The sequence below is a fragment of the Methylotenera sp. E1MeOHC1 genome (assembly GCF_058745595.1).
This window is the reverse complement of the sequence record NZ_CP196025.1, coordinates 690,532-707,655: the sequence shown is the minus strand read 5'-3', so window position 1 is coordinate 707,655 and position 17,124 is coordinate 690,532. Positions and strand designations below refer to the sequence as shown.

At 44.5% G+C, this 17,124-nt stretch carries 16 protein-coding genes and 2 tRNA genes; 9 read left to right on the top strand and 9 right to left on the bottom strand.

Annotated features, from left to right (window positions below; genetic code table 11):
- Positions 1–2: 2 nt before the first annotated feature.
- Genes hpnC through hpnE form a run of 3 tightly spaced genes read left to right on the top strand, consistent with a single transcriptional unit; the run spans position 3 to position 3,137 of the window.
- Positions 3–905 carry a squalene synthase HpnC gene (gene hpnC / locus ACSSU7_RS03130; RefSeq protein ID WP_492517808.1) on the top strand — a complete coding sequence of 301 codons (903 nt, stop codon included), beginning with the start codon at positions 3–5 and terminating at the stop codon, positions 903–905.
- A 31-nt stretch (positions 906–936) separates the two neighbouring features.
- Positions 937–1,779, top strand: coding sequence for a presqualene diphosphate synthase HpnD (gene hpnD, locus ACSSU7_RS03125; protein WP_492517276.1), 843 nt, complete (start codon positions 937–939; stop codon positions 1,777–1,779).
- 29 nt (positions 1,780–1,808) lie between these two features.
- On the top strand, positions 1,809–3,137 hold the full coding sequence (hpnE, locus tag ACSSU7_RS03120; protein WP_492517275.1) for a hydroxysqualene dehydroxylase HpnE: 1,329 nt from the start codon (positions 1,809–1,811) through the stop codon (positions 3,135–3,137).
- Positions 3,138–3,172: 35 nt separating this feature from the next.
- Here hpnE and radA read toward each other — a convergent pair whose 3' ends face one another.
- From radA to uvrB, 8 genes are all read right to left on the bottom strand, one after another.
- On the bottom strand, positions 3,173–4,531 hold the full coding sequence (gene radA, locus ACSSU7_RS03115) for a DNA repair protein RadA (RefSeq protein WP_492517274.1): 1,359 nt from the start codon (positions 4,529–4,531) through the stop codon (positions 3,173–3,175).
- On the bottom strand, positions 4,531–5,616 hold the full coding sequence (gene alr / locus ACSSU7_RS03110; protein WP_492517273.1) for an alanine racemase: 1,086 nt from the start codon (positions 5,614–5,616) through the stop codon (positions 4,531–4,533). The genes radA and alr overlap by 1 nt, the downstream gene beginning before the upstream one ends.
- Positions 5,617–5,625: 9 nt before the next feature.
- Positions 5,626–7,008: a replicative DNA helicase gene (gene dnaB, locus ACSSU7_RS03105; protein WP_492517272.1), complete on the bottom strand. Its 1,383-nt coding sequence runs from the start codon at positions 7,006–7,008 to the stop codon at positions 5,626–5,628.
- A 206-nt stretch (positions 7,009–7,214) separates the two neighbouring features.
- On the bottom strand, positions 7,215–7,664 hold the full coding sequence (gene rplI, locus ACSSU7_RS03100; protein ID WP_492517271.1) for a 50S ribosomal protein L9: 450 nt from the start codon (positions 7,662–7,664) through the stop codon (positions 7,215–7,217).
- 12 nt (positions 7,665–7,676) lie between these two features.
- The gene (gene rpsR, locus ACSSU7_RS03095) at positions 7,677–7,910 is read right to left on the bottom strand and encodes a 30S ribosomal protein S18 (RefSeq protein ID WP_015832124.1); all 234 of its coding nucleotides are present in this window, start codon (positions 7,908–7,910) and stop codon (positions 7,677–7,679) included.
- A 38-nt stretch (positions 7,911–7,948) separates the two neighbouring features.
- The gene (gene priB / locus ACSSU7_RS03090) at positions 7,949–8,248 is read right to left on the bottom strand and encodes a primosomal replication protein N (protein WP_492517270.1); all 300 of its coding nucleotides are present in this window, start codon (positions 8,246–8,248) and stop codon (positions 7,949–7,951) included.
- The gene (gene rpsF / locus ACSSU7_RS03085) at positions 8,249–8,632 is read right to left on the bottom strand and encodes a 30S ribosomal protein S6 (protein WP_019898377.1); all 384 of its coding nucleotides are present in this window, start codon (positions 8,630–8,632) and stop codon (positions 8,249–8,251) included.
- Between the two features lie 205 nt (positions 8,633–8,837).
- Entirely contained in the window at positions 8,838–10,871 is a 2,034-nt protein-coding gene (gene uvrB / locus ACSSU7_RS03080; protein ID WP_492517269.1) for an excinuclease ABC subunit UvrB, read from the bottom strand.
- A gap of 243 nt (positions 10,872–11,114) precedes the next feature.
- Between uvrB and ACSSU7_RS03075 the strand changes: the two genes are divergently transcribed.
- Together ACSSU7_RS03075 and ACSSU7_RS03070 are read left to right on the top strand one after the other, a co-directional pair.
- Positions 11,115–12,122, top strand: a complete 1,008-nt coding sequence (locus ACSSU7_RS03075) for a trypsin-like peptidase domain-containing protein (RefSeq protein WP_492517268.1) — start codon at positions 11,115–11,117, stop codon at positions 12,120–12,122.
- A 152-nt stretch (positions 12,123–12,274) separates the two neighbouring features.
- Positions 12,275–13,477 carry a pyridoxal phosphate-dependent aminotransferase gene (locus ACSSU7_RS03070; RefSeq protein WP_492517267.1) on the top strand — a complete coding sequence of 401 codons (1,203 nt, stop codon included), beginning with the start codon at positions 12,275–12,277 and terminating at the stop codon, positions 13,475–13,477.
- Between the two features lie 69 nt (positions 13,478–13,546).
- Here ACSSU7_RS03070 and ACSSU7_RS03065 read toward each other — a convergent pair whose 3' ends face one another.
- Positions 13,547–14,881, bottom strand: coding sequence for an AsmA family protein (locus tag ACSSU7_RS03065; protein WP_492517266.1), 1,335 nt, complete (start codon positions 14,879–14,881; stop codon positions 13,547–13,549).
- A 74-nt stretch (positions 14,882–14,955) separates the two neighbouring features.
- On the opposite strand from ACSSU7_RS03065, the gene ACSSU7_RS03060 reads away from it, so the two are divergent.
- The 4 genes from ACSSU7_RS03060 to ACSSU7_RS03045 all read left to right on the top strand — a co-directional run bounded on the left by ACSSU7_RS03060 (position 14,956) and on the right by ACSSU7_RS03045 (position 17,091).
- Positions 14,956–15,031, top strand: a tRNA-Asn gene (locus ACSSU7_RS03060).
- A gap of 53 nt (positions 15,032–15,084) precedes the next feature.
- Positions 15,085–15,160 (top strand) — tRNA-Asn (locus ACSSU7_RS03055).
- Positions 15,161–15,258: 98 nt separating this feature from the next.
- The gene (locus tag ACSSU7_RS03050; protein ID WP_492517265.1) at positions 15,259–16,614 is read left to right on the top strand and encodes a leucine-rich repeat-containing protein kinase family protein; all 1,356 of its coding nucleotides are present in this window, start codon (positions 15,259–15,261) and stop codon (positions 16,612–16,614) included.
- Positions 16,615–16,626: 12 nt separating this feature from the next.
- Positions 16,627–17,091 (top strand): NanQ anomerase/TabA/YiaL family protein, encoded by a 465-nt coding sequence (locus ACSSU7_RS03045; RefSeq protein WP_492517264.1) that lies wholly within the window; start codon positions 16,627–16,629, stop codon positions 17,089–17,091.
- Positions 17,092–17,124: the final 33 nt, after the last annotated feature.

The window sequence follows — 17,124 nt, the reverse complement described above, 5'->3', positions numbered from 1 at the left end:
CCATGGTAAATATTTGCTCAAAGTCTTGCGATTCCTCAGCAGCTGTGGCTCAACAGAGTCTAGACTTAGCCAGCTGCCATTATGAAAATTTTCCAGTCGCTTCATGCTTTTTACCTGAGTATTTACGGGAGCCGATTGCTTTAATTTACAGCTTTGCACGGCAAGCTGATGATTTTGCCGATGAAGGTGATCTAACTATTGAGCAACGCCTAAACTTGCTTAGTGGCTTTCGTGATGAACTTGATTTGCTACAAGCCTATATCAAGCCAAAGTCAGCTTTTTTTATGACATTGGGTCAAATGATTCGCGAAAGAAAATTACCCTTTGCCCCATTTTATGACTTGTTAGATGCCTTCAGCCAGGACGTGACTAAAACCCGCTACGCTGATTACGAAGATGTGCTCGATTATTGCGCACGCTCTGCAAATCCTATCGGCAGCCTTTTGCTGCATTTGTATCAGCAAGCAACCCCGCAAAATATTACATATTCCAATCACATTTGCTCTGCATTACAGCTGATTAACTTTCTGCAAGACATTGCCATTGATTTTAAGAAAAATGAAGGTAAACAGCGTATTTATCTATGCCAAGACGAGTTACTGGCATTTGGTATCAGCGAGCAAACGATTAGGGCCTATGTAAATGCAACGCAGCCCATTGATGACTATTGGCAGCAGTTTATGCACTTTAATTTGCGCCGCACACATGCACTGCTTAACGCAGGTAAGCCATTAGGAAAGATATTAAAGGGTCGCATTGGTTTTGAAATGCGCATGATTATTGCTGGCGGCGAACGCATTATTCATAAAATCAGTGCAGTCAATGGCGATGTGTTTAACCGCAGGCCCAAACTCAATTACTGGGATTGGGCTATCGTTTTCTCTAAAGCATTACTTAAGCTATAAACATTAATCACTTAGTTTCAATAATCTCAATATGACCCCAAAGCAATATTGCCAAGAAAAAGCAGCAAAAAGCGGCTCCAGTTTTTATTACAGTTTTATGTTTTTACCAAAGCAGAAGCGTGAGGCAATTACCGCGCTATATGCCTTTTGCCGCGAAGTAGATGATATTGTAGATGAGTGTACGGAGTTAAAAGTCGCTCAAGTAAAGCTTGCCTGGTGGAAAGATGAAATTCGCAATTTATATCTAAACAAACCAATACATCCAGTAACCAAGGCGCTGGAGCCGGTTATCAAGCAGTTTCAATTAGATGAAGAGCATTTTCATGAGATTATTGATGGCATGGAGATGGATTTAAATTTCAATCGCTATGAAGACTTTAAGCAGCTACAGCTCTATTGCTATCGTGTCGCTAGCGTTGTAGGTATACTCTCTGCCCAAATTTTTGGCTTTCAGAATAGAAAAACCCTTAAATTCGCCCATGACCTCGGCATGGCATTTCAGCTCACTAACATTATCAGAGATGTAGGCGAAGATGCACGTCGCAACCGCATTTACATACCGTTAGACGAGCTGGCAAAGTTCAATGTCACAGAAGAGGATATTTTAAAAAGCCGTGAATCTAACGCTGTAAAAAAACTGCTGGAGAGCCAAATTGAGCGCGCTGAAACTTATTATGACAAAGCACTGCAAGAGCTGCCTGCCGAAGATAAAAATAATCAGCGCGTAGGCTTAATTATGACCGCAATTTACCGCACATTGCTCCGCGAAATTAAAGTAGATGGCGCAGAGAAAGTACTGAATGCGCGTATATCATTGGGCACACTGCGCAAACTATGGATTGCTGTCAGCACCTGGATTAAGCATTTGGTTTAAACACTTAATAATAATTATAGAGAATACGTTTGAACACACATCAGCATATTGCAATCATAGGCGGCGGCTGTGCTGGCTTAAGTGCTGCCGCAACCTTAACTGAGCGTGGCTACACTGTCACCTTGTTTGAAGCTAGCTCGCAACTTGGCGGGCGTGCACGTAGCGTGGTAGTGGAAAACAAAGATTTATTGCAATTACTGGATAATGGCCAGCATATTCTATTAGGTGCTTATAGCGCTACGCTATCCCTGCTGGAAAAAGCTGGTGTAAAAGAAGATGAAGCCTTTTTACGGCTACCACTACAGCTTAATATGCAGTCTACTGTGGCTAAATCGGTATTTTCACTAAAGTCTGCAAATTACTTGCCTGCCCCCCTCAATATACTGGTTGGTTTCTTGTTTTGTAAAGGCCTCACTTTGGGTGAGCGAGTCGCTGCACTAAAGTTCATGCGGCATCTACAAGCCGCTAACTATGAAATCAGCACAGACCTAACGTTAGCTAGCTTTTTAAAGCAACATAAGCAGACAAAAACGTTAATCCAAATGTTATGGGAGCCCTTGTGCCTAGCTGCATTGAACACACCGCTTAAAAAAGCGAGCAGCCGTATATTTTTAAATGTATTACGAGATACATTTAGCGGGCATAAAAAAAATAGCGACTTTTTGATCCCTAAACTAGAGTTATCAAAAATAATCTCCCAGCCAGTAGCGCACTACATACAAGCTAAAGGCGGCACCATCAAATTAAACCATCGCATACGCTCACTGGTGGAGGCGGATAACGGCTTTCATTTGGAAACGAAACAAGGCACGCTCCATTTTAGCCATGTGATTGTGGCCACCTCCCCAGCCAGAACAGATAAGTTGTTGGCACAACTCCCCAGACTCAAGGTGAGCCAAGATAAAACGCAACATTATCAATACCAGCCTATTTACACGGTGTATTTACAATACCCAACTGAGATTAAGCTGCCACAAGTGATGACCGGCTTAGCGAACACCACAAGTCAGTGGGTGTTTGATAGAGGCGCCTTGTGCGGAGAAAAAGGATTGCTGGCGGTTATTGTGAGCGCAGAGGGTGCACATCAAAAGCTGACACAAGATGTGCTAGCGTTACATGTAGCAAAAGAGTTACAACAGGCTTTCCCGCACTTACCGAAACCGCTGTGGCATAAAGTCATTGCAGAAAAGCGTGCCACCTTCTCATGTACTCCTGAACTGGCACGCCCTACCAACAGAACTGCACAGAGCAATCTTTATCTGGCTGGTGATTACACTTATGCCAGCTACCCTGCAACGATTGAAGGCGCTGTTAGAAGCGGTATTTATTGTGCCAATCTTATTGCTAATTCATCTTAAGATTTAAGCGTAACGTAATACTAAGCACCTTTAACTTAATAATTCTTCACATAGTTGAGCGCTTGTTCTAAGCGCTCAACTGCAACCACCTCGATACCGTCTATACGCTGCTTAGGTGCATTAGCCTTAGGTACGATTGCTTTTGTAAAACCAAGTTTAGCGGCCTCTTTCAAGCGCTCTTGTCCACGCTGCACCGGCCTCACCTCTCCCGCCAAACCAACCTCACCAAATACAATAAGTTTGTTATCTAATGGTTTGTTTTTTAAAGAAGAAGTGATTGAGAGTAGCACGGCCAAATCCACGGCCGGCTCTGAAATTTTAACACCGCCTACCGCATTGATGAAGACATCCTGATCAAAGCAAGCCACGCCGGCATGACGGTGTAATACCGCTAACAGCATTGCCAAGCGGTTCTGCTCCAGGCCCACGCACAAGCGTTTTGGGTTAGGTGCATGCGCCTCATCCACCAGCGCTTGTATTTCAATTAACAATGGACGCGTACCCTCCATTGTTACTGTGATGCAAGAACCCGCCACCTGCTCACTGTGATGCGATAAAAACAATGCAGAAGGATTGGTCACTTCACGCAAGCCTTTTTCGGTCATCGCAAACACACCAAGCTCATTCACTGCACCAAACCTGTTTTTAAATGCGCGAATTAAACGGAAGCTAGAGCTTTGATCACCTTCAAAATACAGCACAGTATCTACAATGTGCTCTAGTACGCGCGGACCAGCTAAGGCGCCCTCTTTCGTTACATGGCCAACCAAGATCACCGTAATGCCAGCCTGCTTTGCTAGGCGCGTCAATTGTGCAGAGCATTCTCGCACTTGTGCCACAGAACCCGGTGCTGATTGCAAAGCCTCTGAATAGACGGTTTGAATGGAGTCAATCACCGCAATATCAGGCTTATGCTTTTGCAGCATACTGATGATTTTTTCTAGATTAATTTCTGCCAGTAGCGATATCGGGCTTGCATCCAAGCCCAGTCGTTTTGCACGCATGGCAATTTGCTGTGGAGACTCTTCACCGCTTACGTAAATAGCTTTACGCGCATTGCCTATATGGCAGAGGGTTTGCAGCAATAAAGTAGATTTTCCGATGCCAGGGTCACCACCAATTAACACCACACCACCGGGCACCAAGCCACCGCCAAGCACACGGTCAAACTCGCTCACGCCTGTAGGCTGGCGTGGCACTTCTGCCGCCTCTACTTCAGCTAGTTTTTGCAGGCCTGCCGTTTCAGCCAACGGTGCAAAGCGGCTGGCACTGGCTGTTTCTGCGATGGTTTCAACCAGTGTATTCCACGCATGGCAGCTAGGGCATTGCCCTTGCCATTTAGGCTCGCTTGCGCCACATTCTGTGCAGGTGTAAATGGTTTTGGCTTTAGCCATCAGTCAACAACCTTCATCGGCACTCGTGGTGCAACAGCGCAAAGCAGTTCATAACCGACAGTATCAGAAGCTGCAGCTACAGCATCTACAGGCACTTGCTTACCCCAGAGCTCGACTGGCGAACCTACACCAGCCTCTGGTATGTTGGTTAAATCACAAAACAACATATCCATAGAAACACGACCTAATGTGGAGGTTAATTTACCAGCTACTGCAATTGGCGCACCTCCCTGATAACCACTCACCAAGCCTGCGTGTCTTGGGTAACCATCCGCGTAACCGCAAGCCACAATGCCTACACGAGTAGGTTTTGTTGCAGTAAAGCGATTACCATAGCCTACAGTTTCACCAGCCTGCACTTCCTGCACCCCAATAATTTCAGAGGTAAATTGCATTACTGGCATTAACCCATAGACGCTAGCTGCTGTACCACCGACCGGACTGGCGCCATACAGCATAATACCAGGGCGCACCCAATTGGTATGCGCAGCTGGGTGGCGCAAAATCGTAGCAGAGTTGGCTAAAGATACGGGTAAGTTCAGCCCTTGAGTGGTGGCATTAAATAGAGCTAATGGCCTCTCAATGCCAGCCTCATCATCTGCTGTTGCAAAATGCGTCATTAACGTAATATCTGCAATATTTTTGCATGCCTTCAAGCGCTCATAAGCCTCAATAAAGGCCTCAGGCTGGAATCCCAAGCGGTTCATCCCGCTGTTCATTTTAAGATGAATGTGCATAGGCTTATTGAGGGATGCAGACTCCAACATCTCCAGTTGCGATTGTGAATGAATCACAATATTTAAGCTTAGCTTAGAAGCAACATTCAACTCCTGAGCGCAAAATACACCTTCTAATAACAGAATGGTTTGCTGAAACCCTGCATCGCGTAAATCCACGGCTTCATTGATACCGAGCACGGCAAAACCATCTGCCGCACTGAGCCCATGCGCTACATTTATTAAACCGTGACCATAGCCATTCGCCTTAACAACGGCCATAGTTTTTGAGTGTGGTGCAAATTTGCGCACAGCGGCCAAGTTGTGCCGTAATGCATTAAGAGAAACGGTAGCAAGGATGGGGCGCATGCTACAACTCTAGTACTCGTCTGCCATATGTGCGCTACCTGCAAAATTCTCAAAGCGCGTGTGTTGACCAAGGAATGTCAAGCGAACCCGACCAATTGGGCCGTTCCGTTGTTTACCGATAATAATTTCTGCCGTGCCTTTATCCGCTGAGTCTGCGTTGTAGACCTCATCACGGTAAATAAACAAGATTACGTCCGCATCCTGCTCAATCGCGCCGGATTCACGTAAGTCACTCATCACTGGGCGCTTGTCAGGGCGCTGCTCTAAGCCACGGTTGAGCTGAGATAGTGCAATCACTGGTACATCAAGCTCTTTAGCCAAGGCTTTTAGCGACCTTGATATTTCAGAAATCTCAGTTGCACGGTTCTCACCCTGCCTGCCTGCTGGCGCTGCCATCAACTGTAAGTAGTCGATAACAATTAAGCCCAGCTTGCCAGTTTGACGGTGTAGCCGACGTGCTCTTGCGCGCACATCAAAGCTGCTTAAACCCGCACCTTCATCAATAAAAATAGGCGCCTCGTTTAGCTTACCCAATGCGGTGGTGAGCTTTTCCCAGTCCTCATCTTCTAATTTACCGGTACGCATGCGGTGTTGATCCAAGCGCCCTACCGAACCGATCATACGCATTGCTAATTGCGCGCCACCCATCTCCATAGAGAACACAGCTACTGGCAAGCCAGTATCCAAGGCTACGTTCTCAGCGATATTGAGTGAGAAAGCCGTTTTACCCATAGAAGGACGCCCGGCTACAATAATCAAGTCGCCACCCTGCAGGCCAGAGGTCATCGAGTCTAAGTCTGCAAATCCAGTTGGAATACCAGTCACGTCAGACTGATTGTCGCGTGAGAACAGTTGATCAATACGATCAGCCACCTGAGGTAACAAGACTTTAATATCAATAAAGCCTTCACTGCTGCGCTTGCCGCCCTCAGCAATTTGGAAAATTTTGGCTTCCGCTTCATCTAATAACTGCTGCGCATCGCGACCATTCGGCAAGTATGCGCTTTCTGCAATACCAGAACCTACCACCACCAATTGACGCATCACCGCACGTTCATGCACGATTTCTGCATAGCGACGGATATTTGCCGCGGTCGGCGTGTTTTGCGCCAACAAACCTAGATAAGCAATGCCGCCTACGCCAGAAAGCTCAGCAGCATTCTCTAGCGACTCAGCCACTGTCACGATATCAGCGGGTTTGTTGTGTTCAATCAGTCTGGAAATGTGCTCAAAAATAAGCTTGTGGTCATAGCGGTAAAAATCCTTAGCCCTAAGAATGTCCGCAACCTTATCTAGGGCCTCATTTTCAAGCAGCAGCCCGCCAATAACGGATTGCTCTGCTTCTACAGAATGTGGGGGTACTTTAAATGCATCTAATTGTTCGTCAGCCATAGGCATGATTATATCAGTGCACGATTAACTCGCTAAGAATTTATGTCATCTAACATTAATTATTAAACAACTGTGCGGCAACCACGTTGAATGCATACATTTTGCGGCGCATGTTAGCGAGAGTGAGTAATGATGGGTAGTGTATATATGATTAAAAAACAAAAAAGCCGACCATTCGGTCGGCTTTCTTTTAAAACAATAAACGCTTAAGCTTCTGCTACCACTGTTACAGTGATATCAACAACTACGTCGTGATGTAACGCTACAGTTACTGCGTGATCACCGATTGTTTTCAATGGGCCGTTTGGCAAACGAACTAATGATTTAGCAACTTCATGACCTTGAGCAACTAAAGACTCAGCGATGTCACCGTTAGTTACAGAACCAAACAAACGACCATCAACACCAGCTTTTTGAGTAACTGTTACAACAAAACCAGCTAATTTTTCGCCGCGTGCTTGTGCAGCAGCTAAAATTGCAGCTTGTTGTTTTTCTAATTCAGCACGGCGTGCCGCAAATTCAGCTTTGTTAGCTTCAGTTGCACGTTTTGCCTTACCTTGTGGGATCAAAAAGTTACGACCGAAACCGTCTTTAACTTTAACAACATCACCTAACACACCAAGGTTAGCTACTTTTTCTAATAAAATTACTTGCATGCTTATATCTCCTTAGCCTGGGTGTTTGTCAGTGTATGGTAACAATGCCAAGAAACGAGCGCGTTTAACCGCAGATGTTAATTGACGTTGATAGCGAGCTTTAGTACCCGTCATACGTGCTGGGATGATTTTTGCATTTTCTGAGATGAAATCTTTTAAAAGATCAACATCTTTGTAATCTACTTCTTTGATGCCTTCTGCTGAAAAACGGCAGTAACGGCGGCGTTTGTACATATCTCTTGCCATCTTAAACTCCTAAATTCTTTAATTTATGCAAGCATTGCTTACATAGTCTTTATGTCATTAATATGCATAACCAATTGTGTGCTTTTAAGACTGCGTTTAGCTAAAAAACCTTGCGCTATTATTTGAACGCCCTGCTTTAAGCCTTTTAATGCTGGTGTTCCTAAAAGCTGGTCACCTAAAACTACTGCATTAATTTCACACTCTACTTTTCGCTTCATGCCAGCTTCAACTTGCTCTGAAACATGTCGCAATACAACACTTAACAACGGTATGCCTGCTGGTGTGTAGCGAAGCGGCTCAATTTGCACCACCTCAGCCTGTATCACCAATTTATTCAATTAAGCAGCAGCTGCCTCTGTTGGTGCAGCCGGTGCTGCATCTTTACTCAACACTGACTTAGATTTCTCTTCTTTCATCATTGGTGATGGTGCAGTAACAGCAGTTTTTGTAGCCATTGTTAGATGACGCAATACTGCATCGTTGAATTTAAAGCCATGCTCTAATTCTTCTAACACTGTTTGGTTACATTCAATGTTCATTAACACGTAGTGTGCTTTGTGAATTTTTTGGATTGGATAAGCCAATTGACGACGGCCCCAGTCTTCTAAACGGTGAATTGCACCACCGTTAGTAGTGATGAGTGCGCGGTAACGCTCAATCATCGCTGGCACTTGCTCGCTTTGGTCCGGATGGACGATAAATACTACTTCATAATGTCTCATAGACACTCCTTTTGGATAAAAGCCACCTACTTTATGCAGTGTGACAAGGTAAAAAAACAAAAACTACTCGATATCACTACCAAGCAAGCGCAGGATTATAGACAAAAGCATAGGACTAATCAAATTATATTTAATAAAATCAATTGTTTTGTACTATCCAGCCGTACTTATTGTCACTTTTTAACACTCCACACTGACATTAGTGCTAAACAAGGTCTGGCATTTCTGCACCATAAAATTTAATTCTAAGTTTTTTAAGCTGATCTCTAAAGTCCGCAGCCTTTTCAAACTCCAAGTTTTTAGCCGCATCGTGCATGGCTTTTTCCAGGCGCTTCATTTCTTTGGTGATTTGTTTTTCACTTAGAGATTCGTAACTCGCCTGATCTTGCAAGGCCTTACGCTCACGCAAAGCTTCATCCTTATCATAAACGCCATCAATAATATCTTTAATGCGCTTACTTACGCCTCTAGGCGTAATGCCATGCGCTGCGTTGAACGCCATTTGCACACCACGTCTACGCTCGGTTTCATCCATGGCTAACTTCATGCTACGGGTGATTTTATTGGCATAAAAAATTACCTGACCATTTAAATTACGCGCCGCGCGCCCCGCCGTTTGAATCAAACTGCGCTCAGAGCGTAAAAAGCCTTCCTTATCAGCGTCTAACACCGCTACTAAAGATACCTCTGGAATATCTAAACCTTCACGCAGCAGGTTAATGCCAACCAGCACATCAAACTCGCCAAGACGTAAATCCCGAATAATTTCCACGCGCTCTACGGTATCAATATCACTATGTAAATAGCGCGTTTTAACGCCATGCTCACTTAAGTAATCTGTTAAGTCCTCAGACATGCGCTTGGTGAGCGTGGTCGCCAACACGCGCTCGCCAACATCTACGCGTTTTTTGATTTCACCAAGCAGGTCGTCCACTTGCGTATCAGCTGGTTTCACGATGATTTCTGGGTCTATCAAACCTGTTGGGCGGGCAATCATTTCAACCACTTGCTGCTGATGATTTTTTTCATAGTCCGCAGGCGTGGCAGAAACAAACACACTCTGACGCATGATGTGCTCAAACTCTTCAAACTTTAACGGCCGATTATCCAGCGCAGATGGTAAGCGCCAGCCATAATCTACCAAGTTCTCTTTACGCGAACGGTCACCTTTATACATGGCGCCGATTTGCGGCACTGTGACGTGACTCTCATCGATAATCATTAAAGCGTTATCTGGCAGATAATCAATCAGCGTAGGCGGTGGATCACCCGGATTGCGCCCAGACAAATGACGTGAGTAGTTTTCGATGCCTTTGCAAAACCCAATTTCATTGAGCATTTCAAGGTCAAAGCGCGTGCGCTGCTCGATTCTGGCCGCCTCTACCAGCTTGTTATCTTTCAGATAAACACTCACGCGATCTTTAAGTTCGTGCTTGATTTTTTCCATTGCACGTATTGTGGTCTCGCGCGGTGTCACATAGTGGCTAGAGGGGTAAACGGTATAGCGCGGGATTTTATTAAAGACCTGCCCGGTCAGCGGGTCAAACAAAGTGATGGATTCGATTTCATCATCAAACATTGAAATACGCACTGCGGTTTCATTATTTTCTGCTGGAAATACGTCAATCACGTCGCCACGTACACGAAACGTGCCACGAGAAAAATCAAACTCATTACGGTCATACTGCATACCAACTAGGCGCGTAATCATATCGCGCTGCGCTATTTTTTCCCCCTGCTGCACATGCAGCACCATGCCATGGTAGTCAGTTGGGTCGCCAATACCATAAATGGCAGACACGGTTGCTACGATAATACTGTCTTCACGCTCTAACAACGCCTTGGTGGCAGAAAGTCGCATCTGCTCGATATGCTCATTGATGCTGGAGTCTTTTTCAATAAATAAATCACGAGATGGAACATACGCTTCGGGTTGGTAGTAATCGTAATAACTCACGAAATACTCAACTGAGTTGTTGGGAAAAAACTCTCGAAACTCACTATACAATTGCGCAGCCAATGTTTTATTAGGCGCCATTACAATTGCAGGCCTCCCCGTACGCGCAATGACGTTAGCCATGGTGTAAGTTTTGCCCGAGCCTGTCACCCCAAGTAAAGTTTGGAACTTCAGCCCATCATTTATGCCTTGTGTTAGTTTATCGATAGCCTGCGGCTGATCACCAGCTGGAGGAAAAGGCTGATGCAGTTGATATTTACTATTAGGAAATGTAACGAACACGTTATGCTTTATATAGATATAAACACTTAAATTTTAACAGAAAATTCAATAACACCTCCTAACAAATATCAGCCATCATTATCTTAACTCTAGATTAATGCGAACTTTGCCGCAGATGCGCAGTCACTAAACAAAATAATAAGATTAACAACTCACATAACCATCAATCATTAAGCTGTCGATGATTATCCACTTTGTTTGGATCATCTAAAAATAAGCAGCCATTAACTTTTGGAGTCACTTATGCGTGGATTTATCCTGCTTGCCGCATTAATGAGTTTTACACAAACATCTTTAGCTTTAGATCAGGCTAAGGTACTTAAATCTCTACAATCAGTCGTCATGATCCGTGGTTACAACAGTAGCGGAGGCTTGGCATATGGCTCTGGTGTTGTAGTTGAAACAAATAAAGTGATTACCAACTGCCATATCTTTCGCAGCACAAGTGCGCCTTGGGTAACGCGCGGTGAAGATACTTATGAAATTGAATCTGTACAGTCAGACCGCTGGCATGATTTATGTTTGGTCACCGCCAAAATACCTTTTGCACCGGCACCTATCGGCAGTAGCGACAATATTAAAAGAGAGCAAGAAATACTATCCATTGGACACTCCAACGGCGTACTTGTCCCTATCACTTCCTCCGGTGTAATTAAAACAACTTACAACTTTGATGGCGGTAAAGTTATCCGCAGTAGTGCCAAATTTTTGATGGGTGCCAGCGGTAGCGGCATATTTGATACGGACGGCAATTTACTTGGCATCAACACGTTTAAAACACCTGGCCGCCCTGCTTACTTTTACTCACTGCCAATAGAGTGGCTGGCAGATTTAAAGAAACTTCCAGCAGAAACTAAATTTCCAATTACAGGTAAGGCATTTTGGGAAGAGGATGACGATAAAAAACCATTCTTCATGCAAATGGCTATTCCAGAAATTAACCAAGACTGGCCCAAACTAGAGCAAGTTGCAGCCAAATGGACTGAAACTTACCCAAAAGATACTGAAGCATGGTTTGAGCTTGGCTTGGCGCAAGAGCATTTGAATAAAGTAAATGATGCAAAACAATCCTACTTAAAGTCTGTTGCCATTGATGGCAACAACACTAGTGCACTATTCAGGCTTGGTGTTATTGCTCAATCTTTAGGTGATAAAGATAGTATGTCAAAAATAAACTCAACAATCGCTAAAATTGACGAAAATCTAGCCAAAGAATTTAGCGAAATGTTAGGTTGCAATACCCACTGCTAACAATGCGCTAGCCAATCAATCCTAGACGGCATACATTCGTATGCCGTCTTCTTGCACTTTTTAGACTCTGCGCTATTCCTAATCCACATATTTATGCGTAAAATGGCGGCAATTCAACTGGTTACATACAAAATTGTCTTAAGGAACAGACCTTGTCACACTCCGTATTATCTCAACGCGTTTTATCAATCAAAGAGTCGCCTACATTAGCCATTACCGCTAAGGCTGGTAAATACAAAGCTGAGGGTCGAGACATTATCGGCCTAGCGGCTGGCGAACCAGATTTTGATACACCTCAACACATTAAAGATGCGGCAAAAGCTGCGATTGATGCCGGCTTTACTAAATACACCCCAGTTGCAGGTATTCCTGGGCTAAAAAAAGCGATTGTTGCAAAATTCAAAAACGAGAATGGTTTTGACTATGCACTCAATGAAGTGATTGTAGGCGTAGGCGGCAAGCAAACCATTTTTAACCTGTGTCTGGCTGTACTCAACAAGGGCGATGAAGTAATCGTCCCTGCGCCATATTGGGTATCTTACGCAGATATCGCTTTGGTGGCAGAAGCAACGCCGGTGATTATTGAATGTGGAATTGAACAAGGCTTCAAGCTGACAGCAGCACAATTGGAAGCTGCAATCACCCCTAAAACAAAAATATTTATGATTAACTCACCGTCGAACCCGACGGGAGCAGTGTACACACTGGCTGAGTTGCAGGCGTTAGGTGAAGTTTTACTTAAACACCCACATGTTCTCATCGCTACAGATGACATGTATGAACACGTGAACCTCACAGGTAACAAGTTCTACAATATTCTAAACGCTACACCAGCGTTAAAAGACCGTTGCATAGTCCTTAATGGCGTATCAAAAGCCTACTCGATGACTGGCTGGCGTATTGGTTATGCAGCTGGCCCGGCTTACATCATTAAAGCGATGGAAATCTTACAGTCGCAATCGACTAGCAACCCGACTTCAATCTCTCAAGTGGCAGCGCAAGCCGCGCTTGAGGGCTCTCAAGAATGTATCGTGCCTATGGTTACCGCATTTAAAGAGCGCCACACTTATGTAGTAAACCGTTTTAACAGTATGCCAGGCTTAAGCTGCCTAATGGCTGGCGGTGCATTTTATGCATTCCCTGATGCACGTGGCGCGATTGATAACCTATTCCAAGCTGGAAAGATTAAAGCAGCAACGGATATGGCATTAGCTGAATACTTGCTCGAAGAGTTTGATGTGGCAGTTGTACCTGGCTCGGCATTTGGCGCAGAAGGTTATTTCAGAATTTCGTTTGCAACATCTATGGATAACCTACGCAATGCGCTAGATCGCATTGAAAAGGCACTCAAGTAAGGTAGCAGCTTAATGGCAACATGGCTAAACTTCATGTTGCCAATTCAAATAAAGGCTTATTTAAAACAGTTAATCGTTCTTAAATAAGCCTTTAAGCTTATCTATTGCACCAGCAGCTTTAATACCTACACTGGTGCCAAGGCCCGGGCCTAAAATGGCTGTGCCAGCAACAGCGCCAGCAAGTGCAGCCTTTGAAGGTAAAACTACAGGGTTATCCACCGTGCCCGATATATCCAGCGGCACCGCAACCAAACTCACACTGCGTTTAATTTCCACCTCAGCTGTACCATCCAGCGTTTTATTTTCCGCAATCTTAACCTGCCCGCTACCAGATAGTAAACCTGAGCTGAGTTTAAGGTTGTTTAAATGATATTGGCGACCTTTAGCATTAGCCACGCCAGAGAAATCATCAAAAGACGTTTCACCGCCAGCCGTCTGCTTGGTTAGCAAACTGGCTACCTTAATTAAGTCCAGTCCGTGCAGCACACCGTCATGTACTTTAAATGTAAATTCGGCATTGATGTTATCCATCAACTTTTCGGCATCTTTTGCGACACTCGAAAATACGCCATTACCCGATAACTGCCCACTCAAGTAGACAGCTTTACTGATTAACCTACTCGGCTCCTTAACAGCAAGCCCCTGCACTTTCACTTTACCGTTGCTGCGCCAACCTTTATGCCACAATACATTGAGATTAGCATTGACCTTGCCGCCGTATAAATCCATCTCAATACGCGGCACCTCTAAACGATCCGCTTTTAAGCGTGCCTCTAGCGTGGCTTTATCAATCAACAACGGCAAGCCTACTGGCAACGTCCACTTTTCAGCACGAATAGAGATTAAATACTCTTCTTGCTCAGGCGTTACCTTAGCAGTTAAAGCGCCATCAATAGACTCAAGCGTTGCAGCACTCAATTGTTGATCATGCAAGAAGCTGATTTCAGCATTAAGTACTGGCAACTTCAGATTCGGCCAGTCCAACTGCAACGCATCTACATTAACACGCCTGATATTAACCATATTAGGCTCATTGCTCGCGTTAGGCCTCTTGTCAGCCAATGCCAACATAATATCTAGCGCAGCTTTTTTAACGATGGGCTTAGTAATATGAACGTCAACTACTCTCGGCGCAGAAAATATAGTGCCTAAAGACGGAATAACAGCGATCTGCTCAACCTTTAATTCGTCACCGGCACCCACATTTACTTCGCTGATGACAACACGCGGACTAGGCAACAAGAGCAAACGACCAGAGGAAATTGTCACTGGGACCCCTAATTGGTCACTAGCTAGCTTTTCCGCCTCATTTAGATAAGTTCTGATCGAAATAAAAAAAGGTAGAATAATCAACAAGCTAATTAAAATCAAAATTCCAATTAATATTTTTTTATTTTTTTTCATTAAAATAACCTAAAATTTAGCTAGTAGCGATTGACCAAAGCACGCTCGATAAGTATTATAGCGCCTTCACCGATTCCTCAATAGCTCAGTCGGTAGAGCGCCGGACTGTTAATCCGTAGGTCCCTGGTTCGAGCCCAGGTTGAGGAGCCAAGTTTTTTAGGTTTGTGTATTCGTACATAAATTTATTTTCGAGTGATAAATATTCCTCAATAGCTCAGTTGGTAGAGCGCCGGACTGTTAATCCGTAGGTCCCTGGTTCGAGCCCAGGTTGAGGAGCCAAACATATAAAGCCTTGCAGAAATGCAGGGCTTTTTTTATTTTCTGGCACTAACGCTAAACTAGGCCAAGATAAATTAGTTGGGGAAAATTAGTTAAGAATGCACACCCTCTCCTTATTACGCGCGGGTAAACTAGCCGGCATCAAGCGTCTAGACCTTGCTTGCCAGTTAACAGAGTTCCCTAGAGAAATCTTTCAGCTGAGTGAGTCGCTGGAGATTCTTAATTTATCGAACAATGCTCTAAATAGCTTACCCGACGACCTGCCAACGCTACACAAACTGCGCATTATTTTTTGCTCAGAAAACAACTTTACCGAGTTGCCTGAGGTTTTAGGCCGATGTCCAAATATTGAAATGATAGGATTCAAATCCAATCAGATTAGCAAGGTTTCGGCGTCTGCTTTACCCGCCAAATTACGTTGGCTGGTTTTAACAGATAATAAAATTACCGAACTACCTCATGAGCTAGGTAACTGTACTGCTCTGCAAAAGCTAATGCTCGCGGGAAATAAGCTACGAGACTTACCTGCATCAATGGCCGCCTGTACTAAGTTAGAACTGCTGCGCATCTCAGCAAACTGCTTTACATCCTTACCTAACTGGCTACTGTCACTCCCCCGCCTTGCTTGGTTAGCTTACGCAGGCAATCCTCTTACTGAGGCAAATGAAACTGCCGCAATAAGTAATCAAAAGATTCCACAAATTGATTGGTACAACCTTAACATTCTGCAGCAACTAGGCGAAGGTGCGTCTGGCACTATCTATCATGCCACACATCAATTACAAGGCCTAGCCTCACCTGTTGCAGTGAAGATGTTTAAAGGAGAAGTCACCAGTGATGGCTTACCAAGCAGTGAACAATGTGCGAGCATCGCTGCCGGTGCGCATGCTGCGCTGATCCCTGCAATAGGAAATGTAACTGGACATCCAGCAGGTAAATCTGGGCTGCTGATGTCTTTAATCCCGCCTAGTTTCGTTAATCTTGCCGGACCACCCAGTCTTGAGTCTTGCACACGTGATTGTTACACAGAACAAACCAGTTTTAGTTTAGCCTCTGCGCTCAACATTGCGTTGAATATTGCCAGTGTGGCGCAGCATCTGCATACACAAGGCATCATCCATGGCGATTTATATGCGCATAACATTCTGTGGGACGAACACAACAATTGTTTACTTGGTGATTTTGGTGCTGCTTCTTTTACCCCTCAGCACGATAGCCAACTGACATCCAGCTTGGAACGCATAGAAGTACGCGCACTTGCTTGCTTACTTGAGGAGTTGCTTGAGCGTTGTAGCCCTCAGCTTGAAAATAAGCACATCGTAGATGCTTTAGGTATACTTCAGCAACGTTGTGCACAACCAGAAGTAAGTTCGCGGCCTGTATTCAGCGAGATAACACAAAATTTGACAGTACTAGCCCAGCGTATAAACAATTCAGCAGTTATTAATGACTAAAGGTTAATTCTCATGATTTTGGATACGATCACAAACGCACATCGCTACGCCACCTTACACCCTATGTTTGCAAAGGTATTCGACTATATACAAAGCACAAATCTACACGCACTGGCGCCCGGCAAACACCTTATTGCCGGCGATGATTTATTTGTCATTATTGAGCGAGTGCCAGGTCGGAGCAGAGAGTCCACACAATTAGAATGTCATCGCAAATATATTGATATTCAGCTCGTACTAGATGGCGTAGATGAAATGGGCTGGAAGTCTCTTGCCGACTGTCAAAACCCTGTGAGCGACTACAATGCTGATTACGACGTGCAGCTATTTAATGCTATGCCAACTGCATGGGTCGCTACGCCAGCAAACTCTTTTTGTATTTTCTTTCCTGAAGATGCGCATACGGCATTAGTTGGCACCGGTGACATTCACAAAGCCGTGTTTAAAGTTGCGGTAAATACTGAAAGTAAAATCTAAACCTGCCTGCCAGAGTTAAAATCCTCGCAGATT

What these genes read in the sequence shown, in the direction of transcription:
- hpnC (WP_492517808.1), top strand. Translation starts at nt 3, where the DNA reads ATGGTAAATATTTGCTCAAAGTCTTGCGATTCCTCAGCAGCTGTGGCT.
- hpnD (WP_492517276.1), top strand. Translation starts at nt 937, where the DNA reads ATGACCCCAAAGCAATATTGCCAAGAAAAAGCAGCAAAAAGCGGCTCC.
- radA (WP_492517274.1), bottom strand. Translation starts at nt 4,531, where the DNA reads ATGGCTAAAGCCAAAACCATTTACACCTGCACAGAATGTGGCGCAAGC.
- alr (WP_492517273.1), bottom strand. Translation starts at nt 5,616, where the DNA reads ATGCGCCCCATCCTTGCTACCGTTTCTCTTAATGCATTACGGCACAAC.
- dnaB (WP_492517272.1), bottom strand. Translation starts at nt 7,008, where the DNA reads ATGGCTGACGAACAATTAGATGCATTTAAAGTACCCCCACATTCTGTA.
- rplI (WP_492517271.1), bottom strand. Translation starts at nt 7,664, where the DNA reads ATGCAAGTAATTTTATTAGAAAAAGTAGCTAACCTTGGTGTGTTAGGT.
- rpsR (WP_015832124.1), bottom strand. Translation starts at nt 7,910, where the DNA reads ATGGCAAGAGATATGTACAAACGCCGCCGTTACTGCCGTTTTTCAGCA.
- rpsF (WP_019898377.1), bottom strand. Translation starts at nt 8,632, where the DNA reads ATGAGACATTATGAAGTAGTATTTATCGTCCATCCGGACCAAAGCGAG.
- ACSSU7_RS03075 (WP_492517268.1), top strand. Translation starts at nt 11,115, where the DNA reads ATGCGTGGATTTATCCTGCTTGCCGCATTAATGAGTTTTACACAAACA.
- ACSSU7_RS03065 (WP_492517266.1), bottom strand. Translation starts at nt 14,881, where the DNA reads ATGAAAAAAAATAAAAAAATATTAATTGGAATTTTGATTTTAATTAGC.
- ACSSU7_RS03050 (WP_492517265.1), top strand. Translation starts at nt 15,259, where the DNA reads ATGCACACCCTCTCCTTATTACGCGCGGGTAAACTAGCCGGCATCAAG.
- ACSSU7_RS03045 (WP_492517264.1), top strand. Translation starts at nt 16,627, where the DNA reads ATGATTTTGGATACGATCACAAACGCACATCGCTACGCCACCTTACAC.